The sequence below is a fragment of the Microcoleus sp. PH2017_08_TRC_O_A genome (assembly GCF_020738665.1).
Classification (GTDB): domain Bacteria; phylum Cyanobacteriota; class Cyanobacteriia; order Cyanobacteriales; family Microcoleaceae; genus Microcoleus.
Window position 1 is genome coordinate 1 of the sequence record NZ_JAEQCE010000102.1, and the last position, 20,087, is coordinate 20,087.

The following is a 20,087-nucleotide window of genomic DNA, read 5'->3' on the forward strand; positions in this document are numbered from 1 at the left end:
CAACTACGTACCTAAGAGCGCTGAAGCGCAACTACGTACCTAAGAGCGCTGAAGCGCAACTACGTACCTAAGAGCGCTGAAGCGCAACTACGTACCTTTAGAAATTACCAAATTTATGTTTGCAGATTTCTTTATCAAACGACCTGTCTTTGCTAGTGTCTGCGCCTTAATTATCATTTTAGTAGGCGCAATCAGCATCCCCACACTGCCGATCGAACGCTTCCCTGACATCAGCCCCACCCAAATTAGCGTCACGGCTAACTATAGCGGGGCGAGTGCCGAAATTGTCGAAAATGCCGTTACGAATATCCTAGAGAGGCAAATCAACGGCGTAGAAGGGCTAAAATATCTAACTTCTAGCAGCAGTAATGACGGCACTAGCACTATTACTGCAACTTTCGATCCGTCGCGCAACAAAGATATTGCCGCTGTCGATGTCCAAAATCGAGTGTCAGTCGCTCAACCCCAACTCCCAGATGCCGTACAGCGCACGGGAGTGAGAGTTACCAAACAATCTACCAGTCTCTTGCTGGCGATCGGCTTATTTACCGAAAATAAAGAATACGACACCACATTTTTAAGCAACTACGCTGACTTGTATTTGGCAGATGCTTTAAAGCGGATCAAAGGTGTTGGCGATGTGCGAATTTTTGGGGAACGCCGCTATGCCATGCGCCTGTGGATCGACCCCAATAAGTTAGCAGCTCGCGGTTTGACAATGCAAGATATAACCAGGGCGCTTAACGAACAAAACTTACAAGTTGGTGCTGGGAGAGTTGGTCAAGAACCCGCTCCCGACGGGCAAATGTATCAAATTGATTTACGGGCTAAAAGCCGTCTGCAAGAACCAGCAGAATTTGAAGAAATTGTCCTTAAAACTGATGGAAATGGCACTGTAGTTAAGTTAAAAGAAGTCGGCAGAGCGGAATTAGGAGCCGAAAATTACAGCTCTTTCCTGCGATTTCGGGGCAATGATGCGGTGGGTTTGGGAATTTATCAATTGCCGGGAAGCAATGCTTTGAATGTGGCTCATGCTGTTAAAGCAGAAATGGAAAAACTCGCAACAAGTTTTCCTCCTGGGTTGATACATCGAGTCGCGCTTGATACGACTTTAGAAGTTTGGAGGCCCGCTAGGTTGGGTGTTTGACCGGGTAAATAGGGTTCTTGATTGGATGCAGCGGCAATATCGGAAATCTTTGATATTTCTCACGGGAATTAAAACCATTGTCACGTTCGTATTCATAGCCTCTCTGGGAGTCACAGCTTGGCTTTATCTATCAGTACCCACGGCATTTATCCCAGAGGAAGATCAGGGCTATTTTCTGACAATTATTCAAGGCCCCCAAGGAGTTTCGCTGCAATATACTCGCAAAGTGATGGATGAAGTTGAACAAGAAATTCTGAAACTTCCTGAGGTTGTAGGGACTTTCTCTGTGGGTGGCTTTGGTTTTAGCGGCAGCACTTCTAACCAGGGTATTATCTTTACTACGCTTAAATCCTGGAGCGAGCGTCACGGAGAAGCTCAAAGCGTACAAGCGATTATTGGTAAGTTGCGGGGTCAGCTTTCGGCAATTCCAGAAGCAAGAATTTTCCCGGTGAATCCGCCCGCAATTCAAGGTTTAGGTCAATTTGGAGGCTTCCAATTTCAACTTCAAGATCGCAAAGGAAACAGCGGTTTAGATGCTCTGGTTCAGGCGATGGGTGGGATTTTGAAGCAGGCGAATCAGACGCCGGGATTGCAAGCGGTTTTTAGTACGTTTGCTGCGAATACGCCTCAGTTAGTTGTGGAAGTTGACCGCAATCGGGCTAAGGCTTTGGATATTTCTATTAGTGATATTTTCAGTACGCTACAAACGGCTCTGGGTTCGCAGTATGTAAACGATTTTACTCTCCAGCAGCGCAATTATCGGGTGTACGTGCAAGCAGATAAACAGTTCGGTGCTAATCCTGAAGATATTGGTAAATTGTATGTCCGCTCTGCAAAGAATGAAATGATTTCTTTGAGCAATTTGGTGAAGCTAACTCCGGTAGTGGGAGCCCAAACTGTCAACCACTACAATTTATTTAGGTCAATTGAAATCAATGGCTCTCCCGCTCCGGGTGCGAGTTCGGGACAGGCGATTAAATCGATGGAAAAGGTGTCTGCTCAAGTTTTGCCGTCTGGTTTTGGCTATGAATGGTCGGGGACTTCTTTGGAAGAAATTGAGTCGGGGGGTCAAGCGCCGATTATTTTTGGTTTGGGGCTGGTTTTTGTGTTCTTGGTTTTGGCGGCTCAGTACGAAAATTATGTCGATCCTTTTATTATTTTGCTGTCGGTTCCTCTGGCGATTTTAGGTGCGCTTTTGGCTCAGTCGTTGCGGGGTTTGGCGAATGATGTTTATTGCCAAATTGGTTTGGTGATGTTGATTGGATTGTCGAGTAAAAATGCAATTTTAATCGTGGAGTTTGCTAACCAGTTGCGGGAGCGGGGATATTCAATTGCTAAGGCAGCAGTTGAGGCGGCTCAAGAGCGTTTGCGACCGATTTTGATGACTTCTTTGGCGTTTGTTTTGGGGATTCTGCCTCTGGTTAATCCCGAAGGTGCAGGTGCAGCCAGTCGCCGATCGCTCGGGAATGCGATCGCGGGCGGGATGGTTGTTTCTACTTTCTTGAGTTTGTTTATGGTGCCGGTGCTGTATGTGGTGATTGTCTCGGCTCGCGATCGCTTTACAAAACGCGATCGCCCGGAACATCCGCCCCACGATGATGGCACGAGTTTGGATGGAAAAACTGCTCCCCGCGACGAGGTTGAGCGCGATCGAGTAGCGCCGTTGTAACAGCCCAATCTTCTAAGGTATGTAGTTGCGCTTAAGCGCTCTTTCATATAAAGAGCGCCCAAGTGCAACTACGTACCTAAAAATTAACTTCTAGAAAAGTCTTCTTTGGGCAGAAGGCTATGATGCAGGGGGGCTAGAGATGCTAAATTCGCATCAAATAGTTCGATCGCCCACAACTCACAAAAAATATTCTATGAACCGCCCCGCACCTGACAGTTCCTCCCAAATGAGCGACATTGAACGCGCCAACCTCAGCCGCACGATCGATTACAGTTCCATTCGATCGATACCTGAAATTTGGGCGATCGTCAAACAGCGATTTCCCCAAACCGTCGCCCTCCACGATCCCCACAGCAAACCCGAAATTAAACTCACCTATACCGACCTCTACCAACAAATCCAGCAATTCGCCAGCGGATTGCAGGCCCTCGGCATCAATGCAAACCCAGCAGAAATAATCCCTCCCCGCGTCGCCCTCTTCGCCGACAACAGCCCCCGCTGGCTGATAGCCGATCAAGGTATCATGACCGCTGGGGCCGCCAACGCCGTGCGAGGCGCCACCGCCGACCCCGAAGAACTCCTCTACATCATCCAAGACAGCGGCAGTACCGCTTTAGTAGTCGAAAACCTGGCCTTACTCAAAAAACTGCAAGCCCGCCTCCCCGATTTGCCGATCGAACTTATCGTCCTTCTCTCCGACGAGGAACCAGAAACCAGCCCCACGCTAACCACAGTCAAATTTTCCCAAGTCATGGCCACAGGCGCTAACCGCCCCTTCAAACCCGCCAACCACAACCACCAAACCCTCGCCACTCTCCTCTACACCAGCGGCACCACCGGCAAACCCAAAGGCGTCATGCTGACTCACGGGAACCTGCTGCACCAACTCACCACCTTCGGCACAATTTTGCAACCCGAACCGGGCGAATCAGCCCTCAGCATCCTGCCCAGTTGGCACGCCTACGAACGCACAGTCGAATACTTCCTGCTTTCCCAAGGATGCACGCAAATTTACACCAGCATTCGCTATTTCAAACAAGACTTTAAAAGTTGCAAGCCCCAGTACATGGTGAGCGTTCCGCGCATCTGGGAATCGATTTACGAGGCTGTACAAAAGCAATTTAGGGAACAGCCACCCAACAAACAAAAATTGGTTAATTTTCTGTTATCTGCCAGCCAGCAATACATTGAAGCCCGCCGCATTTTTCAAGGTTTAACTCTCAGTTTGAAACCTGCTTCTGCTTCGGAAAAACTGATCGCCCGGATCAAAAGTATTCTGTTGTCTCCCGTACACGCGATCGCCGAAAAACTGGTTTATCAAAAAGTCCGGGAAGCTACGGGAGGGCGTTTTAAGTGGGCAATTAGCGGCGGCGGTTCTTTGGCCGCGCATTTAGACAATTTCTTTGAAATCGCGAATATCGGTTTGTTGGTGGGATACGGTTTAACTGAAACATCTCCAGTTTTAACAGTCCGCCGCCCTTGGCACAATCTTAAAGGTTCTGCCGGACAGCCGATCGCCCATACTGAAATTAAAATAGTTGACCCCGAAACTAAACAGCAACTGCCAACAGGCCAGCGCGGTTTAGTATTGGGACGCGGGCCGCAAATCATGCAGGGCTACTATCTCAATCCCCAAGCTACCGCGAAAGCCATTGACTCCGAAGGCTGGTTTGACACCGGCGATTTGGGTTGGCTGACACCGGGCAATGACTTAGTTTTGACCGGGCGCGCCAAAGATACGATCGTCCTCAGCAACGGCGAAAATATCGAACCGCAGCCGATCGAAGATGCCTGCGTCCGCAGCCCCTACATCGACCAAATTATGGTAGTAGGTCAAGACCAAAAATCGATCGGCGCCTTAATTGTCCCCAATTCAGAAGCCGTGCAGAAATGGGCAGAAACTCAGAATCCGCCAATACACGAAATTGACTGGAATAGCAAGAAAATTCAAGACTTATTCCGTCAAGAATTGAACCGGGAGGTGCAAAATCGCCCCGGATACCGCGCGGACGATCGCATTGGCCCGTTCCGGTTGATTCAGGAGCCATTTTCGATGGAAAATGGAATGTTGACTCAGACCCTGAAAATTAAGCGCCCGGTTGTGACGGAACACTACCGCGATATGATTGACGGGATGTTTTGAAAATATTCGCTGGACTTGGGGAATGGAAAAGCAAAAATTATCCCAACACCCGAGTCCCCATTGGTGTCAACAATCGCCTGAAAACCTTTGTATCTCTCGTTTATAGCAGAGGCAAGATCCCCCTAAATCCCCCTTAAGAAGGGGGACGAAAGAGAAGATTCTTATCCCCCCCTTCGATCGGGGGGCTAGGGGGGATCTGGCCTGAATCGCCAGACAGAAGACTGATAATAGGTTTGACGTTCAGTTGACACCAACACCCGAGTCCCGAGTCCGAGTCCTGAGTCATTAGGAAATGTCTACCAACTATTGACTAATGACTGATGACTGTTGTTCGCGAGCGGGGACGCTCGCACTTCTGACTAATGCCTAATTCCCAATTGACAAGCAACAAATTTATGGAACCACAATTACTCTTGAAGCGATCGATTAACGTAAAAGTCGTCGTTACTCCCCGCTGGAAAGAAGAAGCTCAACAGCAACTCCAAGCCCAAATCAATCAAATAGATTCTCAGCTACAACAGCTAGAAATGCAAGGGCAGCGGATGGTTTCAGAAATCCAAAAGCAAAGCCTGCAACCCCCCGGCCCGCAAGTAATGCAGCAAATAGAAAACATTCAAGTGCAGGTGAATCAAAGAAAGAGCGAACTGCTAGAACAGAAAAACCAAAACCTGCAACAGCTTCAGCAAGTGCAGGTGCTAGACCTCGAACAAGAAGTGAGTCAAGGTCAAATTGACGGCACGTTCACCGTCGGGGTGGGAGAAAACTTGATTCAAAAAATGCAAATAGAAGTTCTGCTCCGCGACGGCATTGTCGAAGAAATTCGAGGTGATATTTAGAACTTAGAAATTGGTGATTGGTAATTGATAATTGGTAATTGGTAGGTAATTTTGAGTTGATAGCCGCACATCTTCGGACTAGAGGCTGGCATAATAATAACTATTGCCGATCGCCAATTATCAATTCCCAAATACCGATCGCCAATTACCAACTCACAAGGAATTTTTACAGATGATTCGCGAAGTTTTCATGCCAGCCCTAAGCTCTACCATGACAGAGGGCAAAATTGTTTCCTGGGTCAAATCCGCTGGGGACAAAGTAGAAAAGGGCGAAACGGTAGTCGTAGTTGAATCTGACAAAGCCGACATGGATGTCGAGTCTTTCTACGAAGGCTATCTAGCAATAATTATTGTACCAGCAGGCGAAGTTGCTCCGGTCGGAGCTGCGATCGCCCTAGTCGCAGAAACAGAAGCCGAAATCGCCGCCGCCCAGAAACAAGGAGCCGGCGCCCCCGCAGCCGCAGCCCCAGCAGCCGCAGCCCCCGTTCCTGTCGCAGCTACAGCATCAGTGGGTTTGCAGCAAAACGTCAGCCGCCAAAACGGCCGCAGCATCGTCTCTCCCCGCGCTCGCAAATTAGCCAAAGAGTTTAAAGTAGATTTAAATTCAATCAAAGGCAGCGGCCCCAACGGTCGGATTGTTGCAGAAGATGTGGAAGCAGCAGCCGGTAAAGCCCAACCAGCTCCGGTTCAGCAACCAGTAACAGTCCCCGCAGCACCCGCACCCGCAGCACCCGCACCCGCAGCAGCCAAACCCGCACCCGCACCAGTCCCAGCGGTAGCGCTTTCCGGTAACAGAGTACCGATGAATGCGCTGCAAAATGCGGTGGTTCGCAATATGGAAGCAAGTTTGAGCGTGCCCTGTTTCCGCGTCGGCTATACAATTACTACTGACAATCTCGACAAACTCTACAAACAAATTAAGTCAAAAGGCGTCACGATGACGGCTATGCTGGCAAAAGCAGTAGCGGTAACTTTACAAAAACATCCTCTGCTGAATGCTTGTTATGTGGAGTCGGGAATTCAACACCGTGCTGATATTAATGTGGCGGTAGCGGTGGCGATGGACGGCGGCGGTTTGATTACGCCGGTGTTGCAAAATGCCGATCGCCTGGACATATATTCTCTCTCCCGCAGTTGGAAGGATTTAGTCGATCGCGCCCGCGCCAAACAGCTAAAACCCGACGAATACAGCACGGGAACTTTTACTCTTTCCAATTTGGGAATGTATGGAGTAGATAAGTTTGACGCGATTTTGCCGCCGAATCAAGGCTCGATTTTGGCGATCGGCTCTTCGCGGCCCCAAGTCGTAGCTAACGAGGAAGGCTTGATGGGAGTGAAGCGGCAAATGCAAGTTAATATTACTTGCGATCACCGAATTATTTACGGTGCTGATGCTGCGTCTTTCTTGCAGGATTTAGCGAAATTGATCGAGACAAATCCTCAGTCTTTGACACTTTAGTCTTATCCTAAATCCCTCTTTTACCCTGATTGGGGGGAAAGGGGGATTTAGACTAAGTAGATGAGTGGGAAAATACATACAGCAGATTCCCGGTTTATGAAGTACACAAAATTCAGGAAAAACCCCGGTTTCTTTGTTTGAGTCACAGCATACTATAACTCAAACAAGAATACTTTGTTCAAACACGCACCGAATTTCATCTACAACTTTGCGATCGCTCAAATCACGATGCCACCAGTGGCTACAGCCATCTTGACAATATTTATCGTACCTGCGGGCATCAGCAATTGCTAATAAACTGATTAATAGAAAAAAGGTTTTGATAAATTCTGAGGACGGCAGTTTCAAAAGCTTTGCCATTTGTTCTTTTAATCGCCCTTTGCTCAGCAATACGCAAGGAGTGTAAGTTGTGCGAAGTTTTGATTTAGTAATAGCTAGGCAAACATCTTCTTCTCGCGCCCCTGCTTGGATGGTCATGTAGGATAGCCGCTGCAATATTTCCTGCTGGCCTTGGGTTGGGAAGCTTAGAAACCAGTTTTTTGCATCTTCTTGGCTAATTAGGGCTTGTTGAATTTGATTGATTGTAATTTCATCGGTTAGATTCATTAAATAAAATTTTAGTTTCAGCCATCTGTTGATTTGAGTTTGCCGGATGCTTTTGCTTGGTCGATCGCATCTTGAATCAGAAGGTAGACAAAGTTGGAGATCGATCGCTTTTCGATATCGCACAACTTTTCTAATTCCTTTTTAGCCTGTGTTGGCAAAACCACTGAAATCCGCTCGCTGTCGCTCATGCCTTGCAATCTGTTAGAAGTTTCTCCTATTGTGCCATTGTTCAGTCCTGGATGCACCATAGACCGATCCAGGGGCAACCACGGGGGGTTTGCCCCTACTTTCACTATAGGTGGGTTCTGCCTAAGTCCTGTGTTGTTTCGGCAACGAGTGCCTAACATCCGATTTGAAGTGGTGTTTGATTTACCGCATCCTCAAGGATAATTTTCTTGAGAAACGGTGTTTGATTGACTGACAGTTCACTTTGGGGCGATCGCACTTTTGGAGATTAAGGGCGATCGCACTTAATTAACAAATAGCCGAAGCAGGCGCAATTTCGCGGAGTGGCATCAGGAATTCTTGCTTTTCTTCGGGGGTGATATAGCCGCCATTTAGAGCCATTTCCATGAGTTGTTCAACAAATCCCTTTAACTCTGTGATAACTTGATTTTTATTCAGTTCCAATTGTTGATTTCTGGATTTTAGCGTAAACTGATTTGGAGATAAATATCCAAATTCTTTGAAATTACAACTAATTTTATCGTTGGTTAAGGGCTGCAATTCAAAAGTAAGGCACACACTTTCAACAAATTCTATTTTGATGGGTTTGCCTTGAGATAACTCACTGAGTTTTTTGGGGAGTTCATCTTCTAGGAGCATACATATATCGGGGTCTAAAAAAAGTTTGATTTTTTGTTCACCGATTTCTATTGAAACTGGGCGATCGCATTCAAAGCAAAATAGTTTCAGCCCTAATTCAAAATGCGAAAGTTCTCCTAATGAGTCATCTGGTGCATCAGCATATTTTTCGCCATTAGGTTCTTCTAGGTGGATTGTAAAATTGCTATAGTTATTCATCTTCATCGCTCCTATCTAATGGCGAGAGGCTTTATTTGATTGGTTTAATTTCGGCTATTGGTCGATCGTCTTGCAAGAGTACCAATATATTACCCTCTTGGATGAGTTTAATAAAGCTCGATAGATCCCTCTGAATTTCATCAATATTAATGTCGATCGCAGTTGCGCCGGAAATAACTGACTCAGCATGGGAAGATAAAGGAGGGGATTCATTAGCAACTATTTCGCGCAGTAAATTTGTACATAAATCCCGATTTTGAGAATGGGTAGAATGTAACATCTCGCCATATAAACTCCGGCCTAAATCCTGATTGAGAATTCCATAAAGTAGAATCATTGTCCATTCTTTAGCATTCACAATCATTCTGTCTATGCTATCAATAAACGCCTGCAACTGGTCTTTTAGCTCAAAAGACTCCAGAAAATGAATCAGACCATACATGACTTCATGTTGTTCGCATCTGTCATCTAAAACTAGATAGAGTGCTGGCAAATATTCGCTATTAGGATGTAGGGCAAGTTCGGCTAAAGCGAAGTCAAAATTCATTGCTTCTTCATCAGAGCGGATGAATTTATTAGCATTTAATGTTTCTATTAATTGAGTAACGTTCATCTTATGTCTCCCACTTTATCAAAAGTACCCGACCATGCCAGTGAAAAAGGGTTCGCTATTTTAATTAAATCATGGAAGATTGCTTTTGGTGAATGGGAGGCGATCGGGTTTTGGGATGGATAGGCGATCGAATTTTATAGCAACTATTAGCTAGGCATAATTGACTCTAATTTGTGGAATTACGATCGGACGATAGGCGTCAACTGTAACTTCAATTATTCCGAATCCGCCGCGACGGGGTTCAACAGCATCGTAGCGAATCCTAACTCCAGTATCTGAGTAATTATTTGGATAATATCTAAAGCTAGTCGAGTCCCAATTCCGCCAATCAGAATAACTAGCACCTCCTCCCAGTCGCGGCAAAACAGATGCTTGCACTTCATCCAAACTCAACCTCTGATTCTCTCGCAAATACATTGCTGCAATAGACATCCCAATAGAAGCTGCACCAGAAAATGCTGACATAGTTGGTCGATCGTATTCTATTCGAGGAAAAGCGAGAACAACATTCTTGCCCAAAGACTCGCGGCGTTCAGAACCTACTACTACACTATATTGAGGACTCCTAACTTCAGCAACAGCCACATTTGTAAACTGTCTTTCCAGAAATTCGCGTTGCGCTAACTGCACTTCTAAGCGTTTGTCAAACCATTGTTGATTTCGCTGTTGGAAAAACGAGAAAGCGCCTCTACCCAATCCTCCCAAGACAAGGCGTAACAGAGGATTAGCTAATAAGAATAAAAAAGCATCGGCTTTTTGGGGATTGTGTAAACCCAAGTTGACAATAAATGAAGCGCTACCTAATGCGCTGTATTGAATAAATTTTCTGCGGTTCATAAGTTTCTTACTCTAAAATGTCTTGGTAAAAGTAAAGAGCGGGACAAGAATTTCCTGATGACCGTCTTTTACACTCAGCTTCTAAAGCAATACTACGAACGTTGGTGACATTAATTGGCCAAAGCAATTTCTGTCCTGCCGTTACATCTCGATACTCAAAAAAGTTTCCATCTTTGTAAATTGACAAGCGAACTAAAGCTCCTTTAGAATTGTCATTATTGTCAGGTAAACCAAAACCAAGAGTCAAAGTCCTAAATTTTGGCTTTTCTCCTTGTGCAGCCAACCTACAAGCTACTTGACCACTCTCCTCCAGATAAGTAGGGCCGTTTCCTAGATATGCAACAGCTTTAAATATTTCCAGCCCTATAGGAACATCTTGATTTATAGCGATATAAGAAGCTCTGTCTGTTATTTTCTGGCAATTCATCTCACCTAAAGAAGCCGTTCCACGCGGCCGCCGCCTTTGAGCTTGTACTAAATCTGTTGCCAAAGCTAGGACTGCGATAGTGAGTACAACCGATATAGACTTACGAAATAATGCCTTCATGTTTTTTACTGAATAAAGTGTAACAACAGGGTTTTTTGATGTTTGAGCGTCGATCGTTTACGGCTCTACTGAAAATGTCAATTCTACCTGACTAGCATTTGACGTAAAATACGATGTTTTCCAGTCAAGGATATTATTTTTAAAACGCACGCGAGAGCGACCGAATTTTACTATTATTGGATAATCATTTGAGTCATAACCGTGACCTGTTTTTAGATCGATATAGCTTCCATTAGAGGTACATTTTGGAATTACAGCAATTCCCCAAATTATTCTTACTGGATAGTTACAATAAACCTTATTAGGGTTACTTGTATTCTCAAAGCCACTGCATCCAGATACCAAAACCAGCAGAACTACTGAAATTTTACCCATAACTATAGTATGGTCTTGGTACTTCATTTCAGATACGTGCTACAGACTATACTCAATAATAACCTAGCCAACCTCAGCTTTTACGTAACACTCATCAGTAATTATGTTAGACTTTCATCAGGAATTTTTACCTCATCTGTCTATGCCGCCAGCCGACGAGCAATTTACTCAAGTCGCCAAACACTGGGACTTAGAAACCCTCTACGCAGACCTGGCCTCGGCCAAGGGAAAACGCCTCACCCCAATGGAAAAACGACACCTTCGCGGTCTACTCTGCGGTTATAGTCCCTCTGAAATTGCAGAAAAGCTGCAAAAAACCCCCAAAGGAGTTGAAACTGACCTGTGCGCTACCTTATATAAGTACGTTAAAAGTCTGGTGGGTAAAGGCAGTGCAAAGATCGAAAACTGGAGAAATATTGCTGAATGGCTTGAGGATGCTGGATATAAAACTAAGCCACCTACTAAATTTGCTGTTAAAGACAGTTTATCTGACAATACTAAATTTAACGTAACTAATATAACTTTTGAAAACAATCAAATAACAATTGATGTTTTCCTACAAATAACTGTACCGCTACCTTCAAAACTATCAATACAAAATCTAGACCTCGACAACAACTCTAACTAAAATTTTGGCGCTATTCAACTGCATAGTACAGTGAAGCGACTCAAATCAGGAAGGGCGATCGCACTTTTACCTTGTCTCGCCGGGCGATCGCACGCTGCATTTCTCAAATAAGGGCGATCGTATTTCTATTGTGCTACGATTCAATCAGATTTTGGCGATCGATTATGACCATCAAAGAACAACTTCTCCAAACCATTGAAACACTGCCTGATGACTTGCTCGCAGAAGCCCTGAAATTCGTCCAAACCCTTCAGCATCCCATTCACAAAACTCCCGGAATTTGTGGCGGTGCAGCGCGAATTCGCGATACCCGCATTCCCGTCTGGACGATTGTTACTTATCAACAACAGGGCGCAACTGAAGCCGAACTTCTCTATAATTATCCAGGACTCACCGTTCAAGATTTGCAAGCGGTGACCAACTATTACGATCGCAACCGAGAAGAAATCGAGCTGTGGCTTGCTGAAAATGAGTAACTAAAAGATTTCATCAATCTCCACTCTACAATGTCAAATCACGCAGGAATTATAATTTGTAAAGCCGATCGAGATTATGCAGGTAAAGTGCAGGTACTCCACGACTTTTTCACTCAAGATACACAGCCGATGGAGAATCGTCTACTTCGGGTGATGAAACAAAATATTAAAGGTAGCCAACAGACATTTATACTTCAGGAATACCCAAAATCTTCTTAATAATCATTATAATTACAATTCCCGTCGTCTATTGTGCTAGGATTAAATTAGAGCGTCAGTGAGTAAAAAAAATGGCAACAATTACCCTTCAAATTCCCGACGAACTAGCACTGCGGCTAGATCCTCTCAAAGATGAGTTACCACAGATTTTGATGCTGGGATTGAGGGAAGTCGAAGCTAATCCTTCAAGCGGATTTTCTGGACTCACGCAAATCTTAGAATTTATAGCAAGTTTACCATCGCCACAAGAAATATTAGCCCTGCGTTTATCCGATGCTCTTCAAGCTGAAATCGATACTTTATTAGAGAAAAACCGCACGGAAGGACTCACGCCGATCGAGCAGCGCCTGTGGCAACAATACGAATTTGTCGAACATTTAGTACGCATTGCCAAAGCACAAGCCCTGCTGAAACTGAGCGAGGTAGCATGAGTAAAACCTACGTTTCAGCTAGTCTGCGACGAATGGTATGCGATCGCGCCAACGGATACTGCGAATATTGTTTAATTCCAGAAACACTCGCCCTTTCGTCTCACCAAATAGACCATATCATTGCAGAAAAACACAGCGGCGAAACAGTTGAAAGTAATCTGGCTTTGTCTTGCTCAATTTGTAACAAAAATAAAGGAAGCGACATTGCCTCGATCGATCCAGAAACAGGTGAAGTGGTTCGACTTTACAATCCTCGAAAAGATTCCTGGGAAGACCATTTTCAAATTCAAACTGAAAATGGTACAATCCAACCTCTAACTGCGATCGGTCGAGTCACTGTACGTTTATTGCAGGTTAATCGTGCAGAATATCTGATCGAACGCAAGCTATCTATCAAAATTCAATCGTTAACAAAATCCGATTAATCGATCGTGTTCAAGCCACACTATAACTAAAATTTGCCCGCAATTCAACTGTCAACCATCAACTAATTACTCGATCGCACAGTCAGAACCTGCGGCGGCGTCGCATCCGGCGGATACAAGAAATCCACCTGCACCAAACGGCGTTCCCCCGGCTTCATATTCACATTCACCAAAGCTTCCCCCTGCTGTCCCCGGCGCTGCACAATGTGAATGTAGCGCGTCAAAGTCTTCCCCGTATCATCATTAAACATCACCCGCAGCGTACCTCGAAAAAATATCCGATTTTCCGGAGGATCGTAAAACGTAAGTCCGGCCGATTCTTTATTTGCTTTAATCGGTGTTTGCATTCTAATGCTGACAGATTGGGACTCGCGAGATTTGTTGTAAAGCGGAAAAGTTAAATTGTATTGAATTCCGTAATTACCGTGAGCAAAATAAGCAGTATCTGGATAGCGAGCTAACATTTTAGCGCTTTGAATTTGACCAGTCCCAAAAGTACCCGTATCAGTAGTGCTCAAAGCATAGGAAAATGATTCGCCGCGCTTGGGAACGGTTAAATAATCGGTTCTCGAATTGTCAGTAATTTGAGCTTTCCACTCGGAACCTTCAGCGACTCCGGCAACGCGCCCGTAAATTTTTTGCAGTGGATTTTCGCCTCTGGGAGTTGGTGCTAAATCTCTCGGCCCAGCTAAACCTTTCGTGTTTAAAATATTTTCCCACTGTTCTAAAGTCGGATATTGCTCGACTCCTTCTTTAGTTTGAGGAGCAAACATCGCTAAACTAGCAACATAAACCGAATTGCTGCTCGACACTCGCATTAAAGTCGATCGCCCGTTAGAAGCAGGCGTCACAGTCCCCACAGGTATCGGCAAATTCATCAGCATTCGGCTCTGATTGCCCGGAATCTCGATGGAAGCCGGCAAAATGGCTTGTCTGTGCCCCCGCAGCACATCGCTGGTGATGCGGCTGCCAGGCCCCGCAAACACAGTGCCAAATCGATTTTCTAAATACGACGGCAAATCGACAAACAAAGCATCCGGGCGAGTTAAATAAGTCGCTCCTTGCAGGATATTTAAAGTAACAGGTTCCGAGTTGGGATTGTGGACAATTATGCCTTGAAATAAGGTGCGAGTTTCGGCACGATTTTTAGCTTTGGCGATGTGGTGGGCGAAGATGTCAAATCGGCCTTTGAAGGCAAAGTTTAAGTGTGCAGAAGGTACTTGTTTGGCTTCCTCGGGAAATGTGGAGAGCAAAATGCCTTCGGTTTGTACAACTTCCGGGCTGTTACTGTTGAAAACGGGGATGCTGTCGAGTTTTCCCGGCAAAACGCGCACTTGCTGGGGCACCGTCACAGTTTTCAGCGGGCCGGTTGTCTGCGGTTGTGGTGGTAAATCCAGTTCGTTTTCCGGTAGCGGGACTTCTCGCTGAATTTGGATGACTTGTTGACTCGGAGGTTTCGGGATTGCTTGAGCTAAGGGTAGAATTGGTAACAAAAACATAGCTGTGAGCGCGTTTAACTGAACTTGCAAATTGCTTTGACGCAAAGCAATCGACACAAAACTTTACCACAACTAGGTTGACATTTCCTTGAGTTTGGGAATTTTAGGTCAATTTTTGCGGATATAGTCAAATTTAGGACAAATTTTCAATGACGATAATTTTAACCAACGACGACGGCATTGATGCTCCGGGGATTCAGGCACTTTTGCAGGCTGTAGAGGGCAAGACAATTATGGTGGCCCCTCAAGGGCAACTTTCGGGCTGCGGGCATCAGGTGACTGCTCACAGTCCGATTCATGTCGATCGGCGATCGTCCGTCGAGTATGCTGTAGGAGGAACACCCGCAGACTGCGTGCGGATTGCTCTCAATCACGTTTGTCCAAAACCGGATTTGGTACTTTCCGGGATTAACGCCGGCGGCAATTTGGGCGTTGACGTGTACATTTCAGGTACAGTTGCTGCGGTGCGGGAAGCAGCTATGCACGGTATTCCTGGCATCGCAATTTCCCATAGAATTAAAAGGCCGCTGGAAATTGACTGGGATGTCGCGACTCGCTGGACATCGCGGGTGTTGGCCGATTTGCTGAATCGCGAACCAAAGCCGGGGTGTTTCTGGAATGTGAATTTTCCGCATTTAGCGCCGGGAAGTGCGGAACCGGAAATTGTGTTTTGTCGCCCTTCAACTCAGCCGCTGCCTGTGGTTTACCGCCAAGAGGGAGAATACTTTTATTATGTGGGAGAGTATGGAAATCGCGATCGAGCGCCGGGGACTGATGTTGAGGTGTGTTTTGGCGGTAATATTGCTGTGACTGAGATATCTCTGTGAGGGATTAGGTAGGGTGGTTTTATTCTCATACCAAAAGTATCGCTCAAAGGTCGGCTCGCCCTTGCCCCAAGGTATGTAGTTGCGCTTCAGCGCTCTTAGCTCATATTAGGAAATAGCGCTTTCATCGCAACTACGTACTTCAGATGAAAGGTTCTTAGCTTATATTAGGGAAAAGCGCTTTCATCGCAACTACGTACCTCAGATGAAAGCGTTCTTAGCTTATACTATAAAGAGCGCTGAAGCGCAACTACGTACCTAAGATGAATGGTTCTTAGCTTATATTAGGAAATAGCGCTTTCATCGCAACTATGTACTTCAGATTAAAGGTTCTTAGCTTATATTAGGAAATAGGTCTGAAGCGCAACTACGTACCTAAATTGTATGACGACAATAAAACCGCCCATATAGCCTAAATATAATATCCTATGGCTAAATTACCATGATAAACCCATCTGATGATTGCGAGCATTCTCTGCGGATATGATTTAATAATAAACCCGTTTTCAGATGAGCCGAAAACGGGATATTTAAATAGGTTGAAACTTGAGAGGAATGACAATCAAACAAAATTAATCGCCATCCCGAGAATGGCAGCTATCTCTCCTTCTGACCGTCCCTGCTACCAAAATTTTTATTGTCATCCTTCGGCTTAGCAACACCATCAGGTTGTTTTTTTGGCTTTTTGACTTCTTTGTTGCTTTTTCTTTCTTTTGACATAATCATTCCTCAATTTTGACTCAAAAAACATCGATAGAAACCTCTGCCTAACTGCAAGTAAAAGGAGTTGCCCGACAGACAGGTGCGATATCGTGTTCGGTCAATTAGCCTTAATAGAATAAGTTTGTAGTCAGGACTTAATTCTTCAGCATTTTCTGAGGACTTAACCCACTACAAACTTATTTTACAGTGTTTTCAGCGGACACGAGTTTACTTGCTGTTAGTATCGTATCATCTTTGGTAGATTATAAACTATGTTTTGCACTCCTAGCATCTACTCTTAGGCATATCCATAAATTCCTCATGTGTAGAATGTCGGAAATTACTTTATTTCCTAGAGTTTGTAGCATCAACGTTCCACTCACCCGATTAATTTCGCGACTCGCAAAGCAGAGGTAATCGCTCCTTCGTGCAAGCCATCTCCCAAATAAGCTCCCGCATGATAGGTATGATTCTCGCCATTAGTCTCGATAATTTCATCTCGATATCGGAAAGACTCCACTGTATATAATGGTGTGTGATGTTTCTGAATGTGAATAATTTGCTCTTTTGCAATCAATTCATCCAGATGAAAAGCTAAACTGTACTCTCGCGGCGATGTGATGCCGCAAAGCTGATTCAAGCTTGCATTGTAGCCCCATCCCTTGTCCGTCTCGAAAAAATCGAATTCCGATAACTTGCGAATACCGTAGCGATCGTACATCGAAGTATCCGAATGCAGCACAGTCGTGGCATAATTGGGTTTCCAGGCCGCAAACCGCTTCGTTTCCGCCTCCGTCGGGTCAGCCAACAGCCTCATCACTTGGTCTGGCGGCATCGCAAACACCACCTTATCAAATTCCTGAGTCTCCCCATTTGCCAGCACAATTTTTACAGCACCAGCACTTCTGAAAATCTTAGCAATCTCCACATTCAGCAGGATATCACCCTTATACCGCTCCAGAATCTTTTCAATGTAAGAATAGACCCCCCCTTTAATCCTCACCCAATTCACCGAAGCATATTCGCGCAGCACCGGCATCGCCAATTCCGCTGGAAAATCGTCGAGCAATTCAAACGGTATCGAGTAGCTGTACATCGTCAGCAACTTCAGCCAATCATTGCGGACGCACGACTTTTTTAAACTATGAGAAAGTGGCATATCGTAGAAATCGTGCTGTTTGGCAAACCGCATTTTTAGCAGAAATCCAGCCGAACGAGCATAGAGACTGTCGAGTTGCAAATACTCAATCAAGCGTTGCATTCCCGTAAAATTTTTTTGAATAGCAACCGCTGACAAAAAGTGACCGCCATCTTTAAAAAATAGCGATGAACCAATCTGCACGGGTTCTAATTCAACGCCTAGATCCTGCATTAAAGCCGCGAAATTGTAAAACACAGTGGGAAATTCTAGCACCCCATTTTCTAATATTTCATTGCACTCAGATTGATTGGGCAAAACATTTTTATTGAGCGTCCGAATGTGTCCGCCTAAAATCGGCTGACTTTCCAACACAGTGACGTGGTGTCCCTGTTTGTTGAGCCAGTAGGCTGTAGCCATACCGCTAGCTCCGCCCCCAACAATTGCAATTCTCATGGTTCTCTCCTAAATTGATAGAGTGGAACATTAATCATCGAATGCTTAAGAGCTTAAAAAAAGAAGGTATGTAGTTGCGCTTCAGCGCTCCTTATAAATATTAGGAAAGAGCGCTCAAGCGCAACTACGTACCTAATTTGTCTGATGACAATAAACTGCCCTACCTAACTCCTTTTGATAACGGAGGGACTAGAAGCTGTTTCTAGTTTTCTGGCTGGTTGGATGTAATGCCCTTTTTATTTCTTAGTCTGCGGAGGCAGACTTCGTTTCACAACTAGCGATTTCCATCGCCGAGTAACGAATTTCTCTTAGCCTAAAATCGCATCGCCGGACAAACGTTGATAAAGCAGCGCCCCCGTCCAAAATGTCGGTGCAAAGCCTGGATAGCCCGAGGATGCGTTGCAAAAATAGAAATTGTTGAGGGATGTTTCGTGATTTAGCCGATCGACTCCCATGTTTTTCGGCGTCAGGGTAGAACCGTAGGAATTGCCGTTAGGACACCAACAGAAGCGCTCGTTAGTGGTAGGACTTCCGGTAATATGAAAAATCATGTGTTTGCGGAAATCGGGAACATAGTGTTTTTCAACTACGTCTAAAATTGAGTCGAGAATCTCTTGTTTTTTCTGCCTGTAAGCTTTGCGGTCGGTCTCCCAAAGTTGTTTAAAATAACTGTAGTTTGCCACAGTCAGAAATTCTACAATTTGACAATCTTCGGGACAATCCCGCCGCGCTTCGGTGAGTAAAGTCGGCGTTGTAATCGCAAAACTCGGACGAGAAAAATCATTTTTGTCATACATTTGAGCAAAAGCTTCATTCAGATCCAAATGTTCGGAATGAAACGTATTCCACTTGCCAAATCCGTAGTCTCGCAGGTCGATATCTTTGACAACGCAGTACACCATGTAGTTGGATGCAGAATACTCATAATCAAGTTTCCGCCGCACTGTTTTTGAGAACAGTTCCTGACCAATCATCTTGGCTGCTCTTTTGGGGTCGAGGTTGCAAATCACCGTGTCGCCCGTGAATTCATGGGTTTGATGCGTTGTCAAATCCATCGCTTCAACTCCCGTGACAGTTCTATCTGTCAGCCGGAAATTCGTGACTTCATGGTTTAGTAAAACTTTCCCGCCGTTGGATTCAATGACTTTAACTAAAGAATTGATGACATCTTCAAAATGCTGCGTCGGATAAAATGCACCTTCTTGATAGCCTCGAAACAAAGCAATCCAAGCATAGAAAGACAACTGGTTAGGAGGTAGCAAAAAGTCCGGCCATTGCAGGGCTAATAAAGTTTGGGCGCCTTGGGGGAGTTGGAATTTATCAAAAACATCCTGAAGCGTGCTATTGAGGTGTTGGACGGCGCAGAATACGTCACCGAAATTTTTGAGCAATTCAATTGGTTTGACGGGAGGAGCGAGTTTTCTGAGTCCTTCGCCAGTTTTTTCGACTTCGTTGACGAATTTGCGAATTCTCTCGCCCGCTTCGGGAAACAGCGCCGACAATCGCCGGATCAATTCCTCTGCTTCCGAGGGAATATCGAGGGCGTACCCAGGCATTCTCATGTGGTCGAAGCCATTCGGATCGTAGCGCTCAAAGGTGACATCGCGATCGAGATTGAGTTTTTTGAGAACTCGATCGACTGTATGTCCTTCGCCGCAGTCCCAAACGTAGTGGAATTGGGCATTAAACGTGTATTTTTTGGCCATTGTAAAGGTGTGGCCAAAGCCTCCGGGATGCTCGTGAGCTTCCAGGATGTGCACGATTTTGCCGGAGTTGGCCATCAAGGCTCCAAAAACCAATGCTGATAAACCACTACCGACGATGAGGTAATCTGTTTTCATGGGATATTTCCTCGATCGATTGAATCGGGCGATCGTTCTATTTTTAGGCTAACGCTCAATTCTGAGGAAATTCTGAAGATGATTTCTTATAGCCCCCCGGCGATTGGAAATCGCGGCTACACAAACGATGTCCACCTCCGTGGACGAAGAAGGTATTCGGAGATGGAAAATTATCAAATAAAATCTTTAACCC

Annotated in this window: 23 protein-coding genes; 11 read left to right on the forward strand and 12 right to left on the reverse strand. The window is 45.2% G+C overall.

Annotated elements, in window-relative coordinates; all coding sequences use genetic code 11:
* Positions 1-115 precede the first annotated feature (115 nt).
* From JGK22_RS27750 to JGK22_RS27765, 4 genes are all read left to right on the forward strand, one after another.
* On the forward strand, positions 116-1,147 hold the full coding sequence (locus JGK22_RS27750; RefSeq protein WP_293185719.1) for an efflux RND transporter permease subunit: 1,032 nt from the start codon (positions 116-118) through the stop codon (positions 1,145-1,147).
* A 25-nt stretch (positions 1,148-1,172) separates the two neighbouring features.
* Positions 1,173-2,816 (forward strand): efflux RND transporter permease subunit, encoded by a 1,644-nt coding sequence (locus JGK22_RS27755; RefSeq protein WP_293314215.1) that lies wholly within the window; start codon positions 1,173-1,175, stop codon positions 2,814-2,816.
* Positions 2,817-3,009: 193 nt separating this feature from the next.
* Positions 3,010-4,959, forward strand: coding sequence for a long-chain fatty acid--CoA ligase (locus JGK22_RS27760; RefSeq protein WP_293219495.1), 1,950 nt, complete (start codon positions 3,010-3,012; stop codon positions 4,957-4,959).
* Positions 4,960-5,354: 395 nt separating this feature from the next.
* The gene (locus JGK22_RS27765) at positions 5,355-5,795 is read left to right on the forward strand and encodes a YlqD family protein (protein WP_293185715.1); all 441 of its coding nucleotides are present in this window, start codon (positions 5,355-5,357) and stop codon (positions 5,793-5,795) included.
* Here JGK22_RS27765 and JGK22_RS27770 read toward each other — a convergent pair.
* Positions 5,792-5,947 (reverse strand): hypothetical protein, encoded by a 156-nt coding sequence (locus tag JGK22_RS27770; protein ID WP_293185713.1) that lies wholly within the window; start codon positions 5,945-5,947, stop codon positions 5,792-5,794. The two genes, JGK22_RS27765 and JGK22_RS27770, sit on opposite strands and share 4 nt — an antisense overlap.
* A gap of 20 nt (positions 5,948-5,967) precedes the next feature.
* Between JGK22_RS27770 and JGK22_RS27775 the strand changes: the two genes are divergently transcribed.
* On the forward strand, positions 5,968-7,254 hold the full coding sequence (locus tag JGK22_RS27775) for a dihydrolipoamide acetyltransferase family protein (protein ID WP_293213523.1): 1,287 nt from the start codon (positions 5,968-5,970) through the stop codon (positions 7,252-7,254).
* A 159-nt stretch (positions 7,255-7,413) separates the two neighbouring features.
* Here JGK22_RS27775 and JGK22_RS27780 read toward each other — a convergent pair whose 3' ends face one another.
* From JGK22_RS27780 to JGK22_RS27810, 7 genes are all read right to left on the reverse strand, one after another.
* Positions 7,414-7,860: a DUF5958 family protein gene (locus JGK22_RS27780; protein WP_293207392.1), complete on the reverse strand. Its 447-nt coding sequence runs from the start codon at positions 7,858-7,860 to the stop codon at positions 7,414-7,416.
* 17 nt (positions 7,861-7,877) lie between these two features.
* Positions 7,878-8,108 (reverse strand): hypothetical protein, encoded by a 231-nt coding sequence (locus tag JGK22_RS27785; protein ID WP_293207394.1) that lies wholly within the window; start codon positions 8,106-8,108, stop codon positions 7,878-7,880.
* A gap of 226 nt (positions 8,109-8,334) precedes the next feature.
* Positions 8,335-8,883, reverse strand: a complete 549-nt coding sequence (locus JGK22_RS27790; protein ID WP_293185704.1) for a hypothetical protein — start codon at positions 8,881-8,883, stop codon at positions 8,335-8,337.
* 31 nt (positions 8,884-8,914) lie between these two features.
* Entirely contained in the window at positions 8,915-9,496 is a 582-nt protein-coding gene (locus JGK22_RS27795; protein ID WP_293207396.1) for an Imm30 family immunity protein, read from the reverse strand.
* A 150-nt stretch (positions 9,497-9,646) separates the two neighbouring features.
* Entirely contained in the window at positions 9,647-10,333 is a 687-nt protein-coding gene (locus tag JGK22_RS27800; RefSeq protein WP_293207398.1) for a hypothetical protein, read from the reverse strand.
* A gap of 7 nt (positions 10,334-10,340) precedes the next feature.
* Positions 10,341-10,880, reverse strand: coding sequence for a hypothetical protein (locus JGK22_RS27805; RefSeq protein ID WP_293207400.1), 540 nt, complete (start codon positions 10,878-10,880; stop codon positions 10,341-10,343).
* Positions 10,881-10,937: 57 nt separating this feature from the next.
* Positions 10,938-11,282, reverse strand: coding sequence for a hypothetical protein (locus tag JGK22_RS27810; RefSeq protein ID WP_293207402.1), 345 nt, complete (start codon positions 11,280-11,282; stop codon positions 10,938-10,940).
* Positions 11,283-11,358: 76 nt separating this feature from the next.
* Between JGK22_RS27810 and JGK22_RS27815 the strand changes: the two genes are divergently transcribed.
* From JGK22_RS27815 to JGK22_RS27835, 5 genes are all read left to right on the forward strand, one after another.
* Positions 11,359-11,883 (forward strand): helix-turn-helix domain-containing protein, encoded by a 525-nt coding sequence (locus JGK22_RS27815; RefSeq protein WP_293207404.1) that lies wholly within the window; start codon positions 11,359-11,361, stop codon positions 11,881-11,883.
* Between the two features lie 164 nt (positions 11,884-12,047).
* Positions 12,048-12,359: a DUF433 domain-containing protein gene (locus JGK22_RS27820; protein ID WP_293207406.1), complete on the forward strand. Its 312-nt coding sequence runs from the start codon at positions 12,048-12,050 to the stop codon at positions 12,357-12,359.
* Positions 12,360-12,389: 30 nt separating this feature from the next.
* On the forward strand, positions 12,390-12,578 hold the full coding sequence (locus JGK22_RS27825; protein ID WP_293207408.1) for a hypothetical protein: 189 nt from the start codon (positions 12,390-12,392) through the stop codon (positions 12,576-12,578).
* Between the two features lie 71 nt (positions 12,579-12,649).
* Entirely contained in the window at positions 12,650-13,009 is a 360-nt protein-coding gene (locus JGK22_RS27830) for a hypothetical protein (protein ID WP_293207409.1), read from the forward strand.
* The gene (locus JGK22_RS27835) at positions 13,006-13,434 is read left to right on the forward strand and encodes an HNH endonuclease signature motif containing protein (RefSeq protein ID WP_293207411.1); all 429 of its coding nucleotides are present in this window, start codon (positions 13,006-13,008) and stop codon (positions 13,432-13,434) included. The genes JGK22_RS27830 and JGK22_RS27835 overlap by 4 nt, the downstream gene beginning before the upstream one ends.
* 62 nt (positions 13,435-13,496) lie before the next feature.
* Here JGK22_RS27835 and JGK22_RS27840 read toward each other — a convergent pair whose 3' ends face one another.
* Positions 13,497-14,933, reverse strand: a complete 1,437-nt coding sequence (locus JGK22_RS27840) for a DUF3370 domain-containing protein (RefSeq protein WP_293207415.1) — start codon at positions 14,931-14,933, stop codon at positions 13,497-13,499.
* A gap of 149 nt (positions 14,934-15,082) precedes the next feature.
* On the opposite strand from JGK22_RS27840, the gene surE reads away from it, so the two are divergent.
* Positions 15,083-15,760 carry a 5'/3'-nucleotidase SurE gene (surE, locus tag JGK22_RS27845; RefSeq protein WP_293193315.1) on the forward strand — a complete coding sequence of 226 codons (678 nt, stop codon included), beginning with the start codon at positions 15,083-15,085 and terminating at the stop codon, positions 15,758-15,760.
* 594 nt (positions 15,761-16,354) lie between these two features.
* On the opposite strand, the gene JGK22_RS27850 is transcribed toward surE, so the two are convergent.
* The 3 genes from JGK22_RS27850 to JGK22_RS27860 all read right to left on the reverse strand — a co-directional run bounded on the left by JGK22_RS27850 (position 16,355) and on the right by JGK22_RS27860 (position 19,894).
* A complete protein-coding gene (locus JGK22_RS27850; protein ID WP_293157680.1) occupies positions 16,355-16,477 on the reverse strand; it encodes a hypothetical protein in 123 nt (40 codons plus the stop codon).
* A gap of 361 nt (positions 16,478-16,838) precedes the next feature.
* The gene (locus JGK22_RS27855; RefSeq protein WP_293193314.1) at positions 16,839-18,053 is read right to left on the reverse strand and encodes an FAD-dependent oxidoreductase; all 1,215 of its coding nucleotides are present in this window, start codon (positions 18,051-18,053) and stop codon (positions 16,839-16,841) included.
* A gap of 308 nt (positions 18,054-18,361) precedes the next feature.
* On the reverse strand, positions 18,362-19,894 hold the full coding sequence (locus JGK22_RS27860) for an NAD(P)/FAD-dependent oxidoreductase (RefSeq protein ID WP_293185684.1): 1,533 nt from the start codon (positions 19,892-19,894) through the stop codon (positions 18,362-18,364).
* Positions 19,895-20,087 lie beyond the last annotated feature (193 nt).

Coding starts and splice junctions, on each gene's coding strand:
- JGK22_RS27750 (WP_293185719.1), top strand. CDS start 116: ATGTTTGCAGATTTCTTTATCAAACGACCTGTCTTTGCTAGTGTCTGC.
- JGK22_RS27755 (WP_293314215.1), top strand. CDS start 1,173: ATGCAGCGGCAATATCGGAAATCTTTGATATTTCTCACGGGAATTAAA.
- JGK22_RS27760 (WP_293219495.1), top strand. CDS start 3,010: ATGAACCGCCCCGCACCTGACAGTTCCTCCCAAATGAGCGACATTGAA.
- JGK22_RS27765 (WP_293185715.1), top strand. CDS start 5,355: ATGGAACCACAATTACTCTTGAAGCGATCGATTAACGTAAAAGTCGTC.
- JGK22_RS27775 (WP_293213523.1), top strand. CDS start 5,968: ATGATTCGCGAAGTTTTCATGCCAGCCCTAAGCTCTACCATGACAGAG.
- JGK22_RS27780 (WP_293207392.1), bottom strand. CDS start 7,860: ATGAATCTAACCGATGAAATTACAATCAATCAAATTCAACAAGCCCTA.
- JGK22_RS27785 (WP_293207394.1), bottom strand. CDS start 8,108: ATGGTGCATCCAGGACTGAACAATGGCACAATAGGAGAAACTTCTAAC.
- JGK22_RS27790 (WP_293185704.1), bottom strand. CDS start 8,883: ATGAATAACTATAGCAATTTTACAATCCACCTAGAAGAACCTAATGGC.
- JGK22_RS27795 (WP_293207396.1), bottom strand. CDS start 9,496: ATGAACGTTACTCAATTAATAGAAACATTAAATGCTAATAAATTCATC.
- JGK22_RS27800 (WP_293207398.1), bottom strand. CDS start 10,333: ATGAACCGCAGAAAATTTATTCAATACAGCGCATTAGGTAGCGCTTCA.
- JGK22_RS27805 (WP_293207400.1), bottom strand. CDS start 10,880: ATGAAGGCATTATTTCGTAAGTCTATATCGGTTGTACTCACTATCGCA.
- JGK22_RS27810 (WP_293207402.1), bottom strand. CDS start 11,282: ATGAAGTACCAAGACCATACTATAGTTATGGGTAAAATTTCAGTAGTT.
- JGK22_RS27815 (WP_293207404.1), top strand. CDS start 11,359: ATGTTAGACTTTCATCAGGAATTTTTACCTCATCTGTCTATGCCGCCA.
- JGK22_RS27820 (WP_293207406.1), top strand. CDS start 12,048: ATGACCATCAAAGAACAACTTCTCCAAACCATTGAAACACTGCCTGAT.
- JGK22_RS27825 (WP_293207408.1), top strand. CDS start 12,390: ATGTCAAATCACGCAGGAATTATAATTTGTAAAGCCGATCGAGATTAT.
- JGK22_RS27830 (WP_293207409.1), top strand. CDS start 12,650: ATGGCAACAATTACCCTTCAAATTCCCGACGAACTAGCACTGCGGCTA.
- JGK22_RS27835 (WP_293207411.1), top strand. CDS start 13,006: ATGAGTAAAACCTACGTTTCAGCTAGTCTGCGACGAATGGTATGCGAT.
- JGK22_RS27840 (WP_293207415.1), bottom strand. CDS start 14,933: ATGTTTTTGTTACCAATTCTACCCTTAGCTCAAGCAATCCCGAAACCT.
- surE (WP_293193315.1), top strand. CDS start 15,083: ATGACGATAATTTTAACCAACGACGACGGCATTGATGCTCCGGGGATT.
- JGK22_RS27850 (WP_293157680.1), bottom strand. CDS start 16,477: ATGTCAAAAGAAAGAAAAAGCAACAAAGAAGTCAAAAAGCCAAAAAAA.
- JGK22_RS27855 (WP_293193314.1), bottom strand. CDS start 18,053: ATGAGAATTGCAATTGTTGGGGGCGGAGCTAGCGGTATGGCTACAGCC.
- JGK22_RS27860 (WP_293185684.1), bottom strand. CDS start 19,894: ATGAAAACAGATTACCTCATCGTCGGTAGTGGTTTATCAGCATTGGTT.